Source organism: Dyella sp. (genome assembly GCF_035486915.1).
In the GTDB taxonomy this organism is placed as follows: domain Bacteria; phylum Pseudomonadota; class Gammaproteobacteria; order Xanthomonadales; family Rhodanobacteraceae; genus Dyella_B.
Genome location: NZ_DATHMR010000195.1, coordinates 1 through 12,158 on the forward strand (window position 1 = coordinate 1; position 12,158 = coordinate 12,158).

General features: G+C 58.9%; 13 protein-coding genes, 1 pseudogene and 1 riboswitch. Of the genes and pseudogenes, 2 read left to right on the forward strand and 12 right to left on the reverse strand.

The features are described 5' to 3' along the window. Window positions 1-468 (reverse strand): annotated as a pseudogene (locus VK725_RS15910) (peptidase M56); the annotation flags it as partial. A gap of 2 nt (window positions 469-470) precedes the next feature. Continuing rightward, window positions 471-857 (reverse strand): BlaI/MecI/CopY family transcriptional regulator, encoded by a 387-nt coding sequence (locus tag VK725_RS15915; protein ID WP_325319037.1) that lies wholly within the window; start codon window positions 855-857, stop codon window positions 471-473. A 242-nt stretch (window positions 858-1,099) separates the two neighbouring features. Between VK725_RS15915 and VK725_RS15920 the strand changes: the two genes are divergently transcribed. After that, window positions 1,100-1,732 (forward strand): DUF2076 domain-containing protein, encoded by a 633-nt coding sequence (locus VK725_RS15920; RefSeq protein ID WP_325319038.1) that lies wholly within the window; start codon window positions 1,100-1,102, stop codon window positions 1,730-1,732. Window positions 1,733-1,767: 35 nt separating this feature from the next. Here VK725_RS15920 and VK725_RS15925 read toward each other — a convergent pair whose 3' ends face one another. Both VK725_RS15925 and VK725_RS15930 read right to left on the reverse strand, forming a co-directional pair. After that, complete coding sequence (locus VK725_RS15925; protein ID WP_325319039.1) at window positions 1,768-2,208, reverse strand: GNAT family N-acetyltransferase; 441 nt, start codon at window positions 2,206-2,208, stop codon at window positions 1,768-1,770. A 5-nt stretch (window positions 2,209-2,213) separates the two neighbouring features. After that, entirely contained in the window at window positions 2,214-3,239 is a 1,026-nt protein-coding gene (locus VK725_RS15930) for a ribonucleotide-diphosphate reductase subunit beta (protein WP_325319040.1), read from the reverse strand. Window positions 3,240-3,476: 237 nt separating this feature from the next. On the opposite strand from VK725_RS15930, the gene VK725_RS15935 reads away from it, so the two are divergent. Further along, window positions 3,477-3,770 (forward strand): GIY-YIG nuclease family protein, encoded by a 294-nt coding sequence (locus VK725_RS15935; RefSeq protein ID WP_325319041.1) that lies wholly within the window; start codon window positions 3,477-3,479, stop codon window positions 3,768-3,770. 67 nt (window positions 3,771-3,837) lie between these two features. Here VK725_RS15935 and VK725_RS15940 read toward each other — a convergent pair whose 3' ends face one another. The 8 genes from VK725_RS15940 to zapE form a co-directional block, all read right to left on the reverse strand. Then, window positions 3,838-6,240, reverse strand: coding sequence for a ribonucleoside-diphosphate reductase subunit alpha (locus tag VK725_RS15940; protein ID WP_325319048.1), 2,403 nt, complete (start codon window positions 6,238-6,240; stop codon window positions 3,838-3,840). A 293-nt stretch (window positions 6,241-6,533) separates the two neighbouring features. Further along, window positions 6,534-6,744, reverse strand: a riboswitch (cobalamin riboswitch). A gap of 163 nt (window positions 6,745-6,907) precedes the next feature. Then, complete coding sequence (locus tag VK725_RS15945; protein ID WP_325319042.1) at window positions 6,908-7,204, reverse strand: hypothetical protein; 297 nt, start codon at window positions 7,202-7,204, stop codon at window positions 6,908-6,910. A gap of 133 nt (window positions 7,205-7,337) precedes the next feature. Next, window positions 7,338-8,759, reverse strand: a complete 1,422-nt coding sequence (locus VK725_RS15950; protein ID WP_325319043.1) for a DUF2867 domain-containing protein — start codon at window positions 8,757-8,759, stop codon at window positions 7,338-7,340. 26 nt (window positions 8,760-8,785) lie between these two features. Next, a complete protein-coding gene (locus VK725_RS15955) occupies window positions 8,786-9,106 on the reverse strand; it encodes a metalloregulator ArsR/SmtB family transcription factor (protein ID WP_325319044.1) in 321 nt (106 codons plus the stop codon). A gap of 77 nt (window positions 9,107-9,183) precedes the next feature. After that, window positions 9,184-10,473 carry an MFS transporter gene (locus tag VK725_RS15960; protein WP_414648521.1) on the reverse strand — a complete coding sequence of 430 codons (1,290 nt, stop codon included), beginning with the start codon at window positions 10,471-10,473 and terminating at the stop codon, window positions 9,184-9,186. After that, complete coding sequence (locus VK725_RS15965; protein WP_325319045.1) at window positions 10,470-11,345, reverse strand: type 1 glutamine amidotransferase domain-containing protein; 876 nt, start codon at window positions 11,343-11,345, stop codon at window positions 10,470-10,472. The genes VK725_RS15960 and VK725_RS15965 overlap by 4 nt, the downstream gene beginning before the upstream one ends. 7 nt (window positions 11,346-11,352) lie before the next feature. Beyond that, window positions 11,353-11,745 carry a peptidase C13 gene (locus tag VK725_RS15970; RefSeq protein ID WP_325319046.1) on the reverse strand — a complete coding sequence of 131 codons (393 nt, stop codon included), beginning with the start codon at window positions 11,743-11,745 and terminating at the stop codon, window positions 11,353-11,355. A gap of 74 nt (window positions 11,746-11,819) precedes the next feature. Next, a partial coding sequence (gene zapE, locus VK725_RS15975; RefSeq protein WP_325319047.1) for an AFG1/ZapE family ATPase occupies window positions 11,820-12,158 on the reverse strand: 339 nt, incomplete at its 5' end.

Below are 12,158 nucleotides of genomic sequence, written 5' to 3' on the forward strand. Positions count from 1 at the left end.
TTGCATCGGCTTTGCTTCGCGCAGCAGCTGTCTGCCTTCGCGCCACTGCCGGATAAAGACATACAGTTGCACCGCAATCGCCAGCAGCCATAGCGCGAGAACGGTTTCGCGCCAGGACCACGAAGAGGCGATGAGATCGAAAGCACTGCCTGCCCGATTGTCCGGCAACGCTTGCATCGTCACTGCGCCGCTACCCACGCTGGCGGACGTATGCATTACGAGGACATGCGTGTCTGGCGTGTTTTCGGCTATCGGCTTCAGCCAGCGCAGCGGGACAGGATTGCTGACCACAAGGCCCAGCAATAACTGTGCGGCGACGAGCCACCAGAGCATGCAGCGCATCGCCGGCGCGAGGCGCGGTATACAACGCCCTAACAGCCACAACGCGCCAATCAGCAACGTGGCTTGGGCCGTCGTCCACGCGAGGCGCACGAACAAGGTATCGACAAGTGTGGCGAGCATATCCATCGTCAGGGCTCCTTGCGTCGCGATTGCAGTTGCGCGACCAGCGCTTCGAGTTGGGCCAGTTCGCCATCGGTGACTTCGGCCTTTTCGGACATCCAGGCCACGAAGGGTGAAAGCGAGCCGGACAGCGTCTTCTCGACAAACTGTCCGACCGCCTGGCTCATCACTTCACCCGGGCCTGTCGCCGTGCTGTAGCGATACACGCCGTTGACGTGGCGCCGCTTGAGATACGCCTTGGCGCGCAGCCGCTCCATCATGGTAAGCACGGTCGAACGCGCAAGGCCGCGAAGTTCGCCGAAATCGGCAGCAACTTCACCCACGGATGCACTTTCGTGTTCGGCGAGGTAGTGCAGGAGCGCCAGCTCCTGGTCGCCAACGGTTGGTTTGGACATGGTGTAATCGCACGTGACTACAGATGTAGTCACCCTACGCTATGACTACATCTGTAGTCAATAGGCTATTTGCCATGAAATCTTGGCACGCTTATTGGCCAAGTCGGCCGTCTTCCGGTGCCGGAACTGAACGGCGGAACGCGCCGAGGTCAACCCTGTCGGACGTAACCCTTTAACCTTGTGCGCCCCGCGCCTATCTCTCGTATCGCGGCTGTATTAGCTCTCAGTTCAATGGAGAACCCATGACTCCCCAGGAACAACTTATCCTCGACGACTTCCTTCAGCGCCTCGCGGCCGTCAACGGCACAGTGAAAGATCCGCAAGCCGATGCGCTGATCAACCAGCGGCTCGCCAGTCAACCCGATGCGCTTTATCTACTCGTACAACGCAGCCTGCTGCAGCAGCACGCGCTGGATGCTGCAAAAGCGCAGATCGCGCAGCTTCAAGCGCAGGTCGCCAATCAGCAGAGTGGCGGTAGCTTCCTGGGTGGCCAGTCTGCCGGATGGAGCAACGTGCCTCCGTCCATGCCGCAGGCGCCGCAGCAACCTGCGCCGACATGGCGTGAGCGTTTGTTCGGCAGTCCCAGCTACGCCGCACCGCAAAGCGCGGCGCCGAGTTTTCTGCAGAGTGCAGCGAGCACCGCTGCAGGCGTCGCCGGCGGCATGTTCCTGTTCGATGGATTGGAGAACCTGCTGGGCGGTCATCACAACGGCGGCTTCTTCGGCGGCCAGCCGGATGTCATCGAGAACGTCACCGAAAACAATTTCTTTGACGGCAACAACAATGGCATGAGCGGTGGCGGTCAGGATCTTTCGTCCAACGATTTTGCCGACGATAACTTCGATAACAGCTTCGACGACAACAGCTGGACCTAAACATCTGTCCGCGCACGCGTGTTCGCGTGCGCGGATCAGTTTTCCGGCAACAGGCGTTTGGTGAAAAACATCCGCTGTGTGCCTGGCGGTTCGCAATCGATTGCGCCGAACAACTGCCAGCCGTTGCGCTTGTAGAACTCCGGTGCCTGGAAACTGTTGGTATCCAGAATGCCGTTGTAGCAGCCGCGCTGGCGGCCTTCCGCTTCCATCCTGCGCAGCAACGCGCTACCCAGGCCTTTGCCGCGCAGCGATTCGGGTAGATAGAACACGTCGATAAACAGCAAGCCGCGCGATGTGCGGCCGATGATGCCGCCGACAACGTCGTTAGTGTCCGGGTCGCGCGCGAACACGGCCAGCGGATGGCGATCGCCGATACCGCTGGTTTCCTTGTTGTAGCGGTCCAAGCCTTGCCGTATCGGCGCCAGCTCTTGAGGCTCTGGCGCTTCGCTTACGGCGATGACGAGCTCGTGCGTCATGTCGATCAGAAAGACATGTCGAAGGCGACGTCGCCTTCCACGCCCACCTGATACGCAGAGACGCGGCGCTCGAAGAAGTTCGTCACTTCCTGCACGTCCTGCAGATCCATGAAGTCGAACGGATTTTTTGCACCGTATTTCTTGGGCATATCCAGCTGTCTGAGGCGCTGATCGGCGCAGTATTCAAGATACTGGCGCATGTCCTTCACCGACAAGCCAGCCACGCCGCCAGAGAGCACGTCTTCGGCAAACTGCGTTTCGCAGGCGATGGCTTCTTCCAGCATCGCTTCGACTTGCGTACGCATTTCGGCGTCGAAGAGATCGGGTTCCTGCGACCGCACCGTGCGCACCACTTCGAAGGCGAAGCCCATGTGTCCGGATTCATCGCGGAACACCCAGTTCGTGCCGGACGCAAGGCCGTGCAGCAAACCGCGCGAGCGCAGGAAGTACACATAGGCGAATGCGGCGAAGAAGAACAAGCCCTCGATACATGCAGCGAAGCAGATCAGGTTCAGCAGAAACTGACGACGTTGCTCGCGTGTGTCCAGGCGCTGCACGTTCTGAATGGAATCCATCCACTTGAAGCAAAACGCGCCTTTCTGGCGAATCGACGGAATGTTCTGGATCGCATCGAACGCCTTGTTGCGCTCGTTCGGATCGGGAATGTAGGTGTCCAGCAGCGTGAGATAGAACTGCACATGCAGTGCTTCCTCGTACAACTGGCGCGACAGATACATGCGCGCTTCGGGCGCATTGATGTGCTGGTAGAGATTCAACACAAGATTGTTCGCCACGATCGTGTCGCCGGTGGCGAAGAACGCCACGAGACGATGGATCAGATGGCGATCCGCATCGGACATCTTCGATTTCAGGTCGGTGACGTCAAGCGAGAAGTCGACTTCCTCCACCGTCCAGGTGTTCTTGATCGCGTTGCGATACATCTCGTAGAACTCGGGATAGCGCATGGGGCGCAGCGTGAGTTCAAAGCCCGGATCTAGGATGTGCGAATCGCGTGTAGGTTGGGCGGACATATGGTGTTCCTCGACGGGACTTATATAGGATTGTGTGCTGCGTGCGACGGATCTTGCTCGTCATTCCAGCGAAAGCTGAGGCGTCTTTTAACAGCGAAGCTGGTCAATCCAGTGACTTCAGCTCTTTCGACAATTCGTATCGGCGAAAGACGCTGGATCCCAGCTTTTGCTGGGACGACGGTCGTATGTATGTAAATGATGAGGCAGGCTCTGGGGAAACGTGAGCGAGTCCAGCTTATGCGTGAGCGAATCCCGTGCGTCTACATTCTTGCCAACCGCCGAAACGCAACGCTGTACATCGGCGTTACCTCCAATCTTCCTACTCGTGTCTGGCAGCACAAGAACGACGTCGTTGAAGGTTTTACCAAATGCTATCGCGTGCATGACGTGGTCTGGTTTGAGATACATGATTCGATGGAATCGGCGATTACCTGTGAGAAGGCGCTCAAAGCCTGGAATCGTTTGTGGAAGATCCAGCTCATTGATAAAGACCAATCCTTATTGGCGGGATCTTTATTCAGAGATTTGTGAATAAGTGCCTTTTCCGGAAAGGCTGGAATCCGGAAAACTGGATTCCAGCTTTCTTGCGCGACTGTTGTTACTGACAGGCTTCGCAGTATTCAGGGTTTTCCAGCGAACAGAACACGGCAGCCGTGGCCGCGTCCTGTGCATCGGGCGCAGGTGCTACGACAGCCGCGGCCATGACCGTGGTCTTGGTAATCTTCGTCGCCGGACGCGAACGCAGGTAGTACGTCGTCTTGACGCCGGATTTCCATGCGTACATGTACATTGAGCTGAGCTGACCGATGTTCGGGTTCTCCATGAACAGGTTCAGCGACTGACTCTGATCGATGTATGCACCACGCGCAGCAGCCAGATCGATCAGCGCCTTCTGCGGCAATTCCCACACTGTGCGATAGATGGAACGCAGGCGCTCCGGAATCGCTGAGATGCCCTGGATCGAACCTTCCGCCAGTTTGATGGCATCGCGAATCTCGCCGGTCCATAAGCCCAGCGCTTTGAGCTCATCGGCCAGATAGCGATTCACCACCAGGAAGTCACCCGACAACGTTTCGCGCTTGAACAGGTTGCTGACTTGCGGCTCGATGCATTCGTAGCAACCGGCAATCGACGCAATCGTCGCCGTCGGTGCAATGGCGATGAGCAGCGAGTTGCGCAGACCTTTGGTCTTGATCGATTCGCGCAGCGCATTCCAGCGTGCCGCGTCGTTCGGTTTGGCATTCGTCCAATAATCAAATTGCAGCTCGCCGTTCGCTGCGCGGCTTTCTGCAAAGCCCGGATGCGCACCGTTCTGTTCCGCAAGCGCATTGGATTGCGACAACGCGTTGAAATAAATTTCTTCGGCAATACGCGTCGACAATTCCTGCGCTTCGGCCGAATCGAACGGCAAGCGCAGTTTGAAGAACACGTCCTGCAAACCCATCACACCCAGACCCACCGGGCGCCACTTGCGATTGGCGACGGCTGCGGTGTCGATCGGATAGAAGTTAAGATCGATCACGCGATCAAGCTGACGCACGGCCGTGCGCACCGTGGAGGCGAGCTTGGCGAAATCGAACGCGCCATCGACGACGTGGCGCGCCAGGTTGACCGAACCGAGGTTGCAAACTGCCGTCTCGCTGGCGTTGGTAACTTCCAGAATTTCGGTGCAGAGGTTCGAGAGATGGATAACGTTTTCAGCTTTGGCCGTCTGATTGCTGGTGGCGTTGCTGCGATCCTTGAACGTCATCCAGCCGTTGCCGGTCTGCGCCAGCGTGCGCAGCATGCGCGCGTATAGCTCGCGTGCCTTCACCGTTTTAACGGCGAGACCTTCCGCTTCGGCCTTGTGATACGCCTGCTCGAACGTTTCGCCCCAGGTGTCGACGAAATGCGGCACGACTTTAGGATCGAACAGCGACCAATGGCCGTCGTGTTCCACGCGGCGCATGAATTCGTCGGGAATCCAGTTGGCCAGATTGAGATTATGCGTGCGGCGCGCATCGTCGCCCGTGTTATCGCGAAGCTCGAGGAATTCCTCGATATCCGCGTGCCACGGTTCCAGATATACGCACGCCGCGCCTTTGCGCTTGCCACCTTGATTCACGGCGGCCACCGACGCGTCGAGCGTCTTCAGCCACGGCACCAGGCCGTTGGAGTGACCGTTCGTGCCTTTGATCAGCGAACCGCGCGAGCGCACCCGCGAATAGGCCAAGCCAATACCGCCTGCGAATTTGCTGAGCTTGGCGACATCGCCGTATTTCTCGTAGATCGATTCCAGCGAATCGGTCGGGGAATCGAGCAGGAAGCAGGAGCTGAGCTGCTCGTGCGAAGTGCCCGCATTGAACAGCGTCGGCGAGCTGGCGATGTATTCCAGCGAGGAAAGCAGGCGATACAGCTCAAGCGTTTCGCCGATTTCATTGCCACCCAGCGAGCATGCAATGCGCATGAAGAAATGCTGCGGCGTTTCGATGACCTTGCGCAGCTGCGGGTGACGCAGCAGGTAACGGTCATACACCGTGCGCAAGCCGAAGTATTCGAAGCGGCGTGTTGCCAGCGGATCGATCGCGTCGTTGAGCTTGCGCGCATTCGTCGCAACAAAGTCGCGCAAACGCGCATTGAGCAGACCGAGCTCCGCGCCGCGCGCGATGGACTGCGAAAAGCTTTGGATTTCCTGGCCGCTTACTTCCTTATCGATGAAACCACCGAGCAGGCGTGCGGCAAGCTGGCCGTATTCCGGTTCTTCCGCCGTCAGTGCAGCGGCCGTGCGGATGGAAAGCTGATCGAGTTCCTGCGTGGTGGCACCATCGTACAAACCACCGATGGTTTTCAATGAGACGCGCAGCGGATCGACGCCATGCAGACCTTCTGCACTGCGCGTGACGGCGCGAACAATCTTGTTGACGTCGACAATCTCCTGACCGCCATTGCGCTTGGTGACGCGCATCTGACCAGGGTTGTGCGGAGGAGTCAGGGCAAAAGGGGCTTCGGCAGTGACTGGCATGGTGGCGTGAGTGGCAGTGGCCGACGGGGTGTCGGTAGAAAAAGCGGACGTGTCCGCGCGAACGTCGTTGCGCTCGCGCGATTCGGTATCGATAGGCTGCATGTGGACGCTCCGGCAACGGAGCTTTCCCTTGACCGGATCCCACGTCCGGGTAAGCGGGACAAGCTCCAGATTCAACTACCTGCTCCCGCGCGCAGGGCTGATGTGGCGGTTACCGCGGTTGGTCGTGCGACACGAACAGCTCCGGTCACACGACGCCCTCCGCGCGGAGGCCGTCACGCTCGGCACAACGTTCCGGTTGTGCCGTGTCGGCAGGTCTTCGGACTCACGGACATGGACCTTGCGGCCCTCCTAGTTGCCCAGCTTCCCGGTCCCCAGGACCAGTGCATGGTTGGGCGTTCGTTTCCGCTTACCGCTGCGGGGCAGTCCCGGATTCACACCGGATTCCCTATTAAGCCAGTCCGACGCAAGGTCTGAGAATGGCACCGACAGGCACAACATATCGGGGTCAGGCGGATCGGTCAACCCAATAACTTGTGGATAAGGGCGTGGATAAGGCAGTGGATAACCGGGCCTGGCTCAGGCCCAGCGCGGCCTGCGGGGTCGTTATGACCGGATACGCACGGCGCTCGTGACTGATCGGAAGCTTTTGCGATCCGGCTGGGGCTCAGGGAATGACTGCGACGATCACCGCCACCCACATCAGCAGCAAACCCGTGGCGAACGTGCGCCGGGCGGGCACGATCTTTTCGGTCCCATCTTCGGGGATCGGCGCGGTGATGATCCAAATGGTCGAGCCAAACGCCAGAAAGCTGAGGAAGGCCAGGCACACCACAAGGATGTCGCCCCCTCTCCAGGGCGTCGGCTCATGCACTCCCCAGTACCCGAGGAACGCCATGCCCATTGCCGACATCGTGGCGGAAGCGGCGCAGAGTCCAACGACTGAACCTACGGGTGCGCGCATACGTTCAATCCTGTGCTCTATGTTGATGGCTTAGGGTACTGCAGCGCTTCGTTAGCGGGGCTGTCCCGCTCGACACCGAAGCGCGTGAATTCTGAAACCTCTCGCAGGCGTTCTTTGACCTGCAACAACGCTTTTATTGAGTGTCCCGCTGTGTGCGAAGTACGTGCTGGACGGCATGTCGCAATATCGCAGGAGAGACATGCCTGCGATGAACGCGGTCGATCATGGTCATATAAAAATGCCCGAAGGCATTCTTGCAGCGCACACGCGTGCCCAGCGTAAATTCGATGCGGTCACCGGTGACATCGACACTCACGCAAGAGCGAAACACCAGATGCTTGTCATTCGCGCCGAGGATGACCTGATGGTGCCGGTCAGACGTATCGTGTTGCTGCTGGCGCACTGGAAAGCGTTCGGCAAAGACCGTCTCGCTCTGTGGCGACAAAAGGGACGACACAGGGCAACTAAGCGGCGACGTGCGCAAGCCGATGGGTTTTACCAAGACATTGCGTAGTGCCATGAGATAACTGACGCTAACGGGCGGGCTTTCCATGAAACCCTCAAGTAGCTGAGCCAGCAATGCTCGAGAACCCACGCGCGATAGCGACGCGTCAATCACACTGACGCGAAATGTGTCCTCGTGATGGATGGGGCCGTCATTCAATTGCTCACGAAGCAATGAATGATCGGGCGCCTGATCAAGCACGTCGACAGCGGGACCGCTATCCCACAAATAACCGGCGGTACGACGACAACGCGCCCACTGGCCGCGCAACCATCCAGCCGAAGACCGCACCAGTCGGCACATCACACTGTGTACGCTGCCGGCCGGTGCATCGAGCGCTAGCGCGATGGTAGGAATGTTTGCTTTGTCGAGCGGTGCTTGCTGAAGCAATTTCATCACACTTGCGGGAAGCAATTCCGTCAAACTCGGAATGTTTGCTTCGTTCGAAAGCACTAGTTGTTTCAATGGGTCAGGCAACGAACCGCCGAGTTCGTTCGTATGACAGGAAATGGCGAATAACGCCGGGTGCCTGGAGTTCTCTTGTCGAGGCGTAAATTGATGCCATGTTTCGCCGGAAAATCGCACAGTGAACAGGCAATCCGGCGGAATTTCCACGCAGCGCATCGCGGCCATGAAGCTGCTTGGGTCGCGTTCGACCTCCGCATCCGAGACGCTGGCGAAGCGCAAGCGGGTGCCGCCGCTTCCCGAAATAGCGGTAAACACGCGGTGCCCGGCATGCCTGTGAAAGGGATGCCCATTTGTGCCGACAGCAAACATGTAAAGGGACGTAGCGTCTCCCTTGGAGAAGTTCGTGTCGCCGATTCGAGCAGACGGCTCCTCGAGTGCATCGATAAAATTGCGATGCGCACTTTGTCGTGCCATGACACCAGCGAAAAGTTGGCTTCCTGCGCCATGTCCGAGCTGCGCAATCAACGACACTTCAACGGGCAGACCACCGTAACTGGACCGCAATCGCGCCGATGGAAAGCTGCGCACGGTGCGGGCAGGTGGTGTAAACGTCATGCCAAGGGAGGTCTGTGCGAACGACATGGACGTGCCCCTTTATGTCGAGTTGACTAAGCGCCTTTTTTTGAAGTGCGCAACTTGCGCGCTTCACGTTTGAGCGGACCGCCTTTTGGACAAATCTCCAAGGCGAAGCCGGTAAGTGTATTGACCAGATTGTCGCTGTTGAGCTGGTAGTAAACGTATTGGCCGCGCCGTTCGCTGCTGACCAGGCCCGCTGCTTCCAGCACCGACAAATGTCGCGAGACGGCAGGCGCGCTCATATCGAATCGACTCGCAATGTCGCCGGCAGTGAGTTCCTGCGCGGATAGATAAGCCAGCATTTCCCGGCGGGGGCCGGAAGCGAGTGCCTCGAAGATGCGGTCGACAGCCATAATGATTTAAGCAATTAACATATTAGTTAACTATTTACTCGCAAGGAAGCCGCTAGTCAAGCCTTGGCTGATGGGGTTCACAGCCGATGCTGGTTTCGGCTGTTGGGGTGTCGAAAAACGACAAGGGTGGCGATCAAGCCGCACAGCGCGGCGAAGGACAACCATAATCCCGGCGACGCTTTGTTACCGGTGACGTGAATGAGCCACTGCGAGATGGCGAGGCTGGAGCCACCAACCGTTGTGGCGAGACTGTAGGCCAGCGAGAAGCCAGTGGTACGCACGTCGGCAGGCATGATTTCTGTCAGTGTGACGACCATCGCGCCGTTGTAGCTGGCGTAAATGAAAGACAGCCACAGTTCCGCACCGAGCAGCTTTCCAAAATCCGGAGCAGCCACCAGCCAGTGCAGTACCGGATATGCGCTGAGTAGCGCCAACAGCGTGCAACCGAGCAGCAGCGGGCGACGACCGACGCGGTCGGACAATGCGCCCATGACGGGTAACCATACGAAGTTCGATACGCCAATGCAGAGCGTGACGACGAAGACGTCAAACTGCGAGAGATGCAGCACTTCGCTGCCGAATGTCGGTGTGTAGGCGGTGATCAGATAGAACGACACCGTCGTCATCATGACCAGCGCAACGCCCAGGATCACGATGCGGCTGTTGGCGAGCATCGAACGATAAATCTCGCCGACATCCGGACGACGACGTGCGAGGAAGGCCTGGGTCTCTTCCAGCGAACGTCGAATCAGGAAAAGGAACGGAACGATAAGGCAGCCGATCACGAACGGTATGCGCCATCCCCAGCTCGTGATGGCATCCGGCGGCAGCCAGTACTGCAACAGCAAGCCGAGCGACGCGGCGAACACCACCGCGACCTGCTGACTGGCCGATTGCCACGAGCAGTAAAAGCCACGATGTCCGGGCGTGGCAATCTCTGCGAGATATACCGACACACCGCCCAGCTCGACGCCCGCCGAAAAGCCTTGCAGCAAGCGTCCGGCCACGACAAGTAATGGCGCCAACACGCCGATGGTCGCGTAAGTGGGCACGGCGGCAACGAGCAGTGTGCCAATGGCCATCAACCCGAGCGTGAGGATCAGGCCGCGGCGGCGCCCGTGATGATCGATATAGGCACCCAACACAATGGCGCCGATTGGCCGCATCACGAAGCCCGCCGCGAATGCGAGCAACGTGAGCAGGAGCGATGCGTAGGCACTGTGAGCGGGGAAGTACGCCTTCGCGATGGCTGGCGCGTAATAGCCATACACCATGAAGTCGTACATCTCGAGAAAATTGCCGCTGACAACGCGAATGATGGCCTTGACGCTGTCGCGCCGCGAGCGATGTGACGCAGACAAATTCACTGCGACGATCCTTCATCGACCGTTTTCAGCATAGCGAGGAATTCACGCGCGAAGCGATGCACATCGCCGGGCCAACGCGCGGAGAGATAGTTGCCATCGCGCACCACGAAGGCGGCGCTGTCATCACTGTCGGTATCGCGCACCAGGCCGGATGTTTTGCGCCGATAATGCGGTGCATCGCGCGGGACATCCAGAAAATCCGAGGAGTCGGCCAGCACTCTGGAGACTTCTTGTTGCACCGACATATAACCCGGCGACTGTCCAGCCTTTTCGCGATAAGTACGGTAATAATCGGGGTCCCAGAAACGCGTGATACGCGTGAGCGACCACGCGGATTTTTCAAGCGCCCACGTGAGCCCGGTGGTGCGGCGGCCGTATAAAACGGAGCGCCCATCGTCGCGCGTGCTGCGTGCGACAAGCAATACACCATGGCAGATCGCAGCGACCGGTTTGTCCGCCGCAAAGCATTCGGTGACTACGTTCTTCAGTAGTTTGCTTTCAAGATAGGCACGCATGCCGCGCTTGCAATGACCGCCTGGTAACAGCAACGCATCGAATGGCGTTGCTTCGATGTCGTTCCACCTGATAGGAGCACGGAAAGCCTTGTCTTGCACCAGCAATGCGTGATCGTTGCGCGCATCGCGATTGGCGCGTAACAACAAACCGAACAACGGAAACTTGCGCAGGCCCGGTATCAAACCCCAGGGATCGAGCCCTTCGCCGCTGAGCATGATCGGATCGGCCGAAGCGATCTTGCCGTCTGGCGTGGCGAAGACGACGGTGTGTCCGGCTTGCGTCAGCGCGCGCCAAGGCACGGCGACTTCGCTCGGGTCGTAATCGAGAGCGGGGAGTGGAATCAGCACCGTCGCCATGTGCGACTTATTTGACGCTCACGTCGATGACGATGGGGTAATTGGTCGAGCCTTGAAATTTCGGCGGTGCCGGAAACGTCCACGTCGAAAACTCTGCGGCGACGCATTTCGCCACGGGGATGGGCGCGCGCACTTCCACGTTGAGCGGGTGACCATCCGGCGAAATGTCGGCGACCAGGGTAAATGGCGTTTTGTCGCCGACGTTGCTGGCGAGGCAACTGCGATAGGCGTCGGTCATCGGGTTGCCAGTCTTGTTCCAGAACTGCTTTTGATAGGCCGGTCCACTGGCGGCGCCCTCTGCCATGTGGCCGTGCCGCACACGCTCGGTGAAGGTGTCGTCCGATGTTGTCGCGGCCTGCGGCGCGCCCATGAGCAAAGCGATGGCGATAACACTGAGCATGGCGACTCCCGGGCCGGTCAACGAGGCCTTCACGGTAGCAGCTTGTGCCACCAGCGGAGAAGGGCGCTGGGTGATTACTCCGGGCGGTGCGGCAGAGCGAGATATTCCTCGCTCTGCATCTCGATCAGGCGCGATTCGGTCCGGCCGAATTCGGCGCGCAGGCGCTCGCCGTCGTAGAGCTCGGTGATTGGCGCGGCAGCAGACAGGATGAGTTTGACATGACGGTCGTAGAACTCATCTACCAGCTGCACGAAACGCTTGGCCTGGTCTTCACTATAGACAGTGAATTGCGGCACATTGGAGATGATGATCGCCGGCCCCGTCTTGGCCAGTTCGATGTAATCGGCCACGGCGCGCGGACCGTCGCACAACGCGGCGAAGTCGAACCAGAAGATGTTGTCGGCACGCTTACG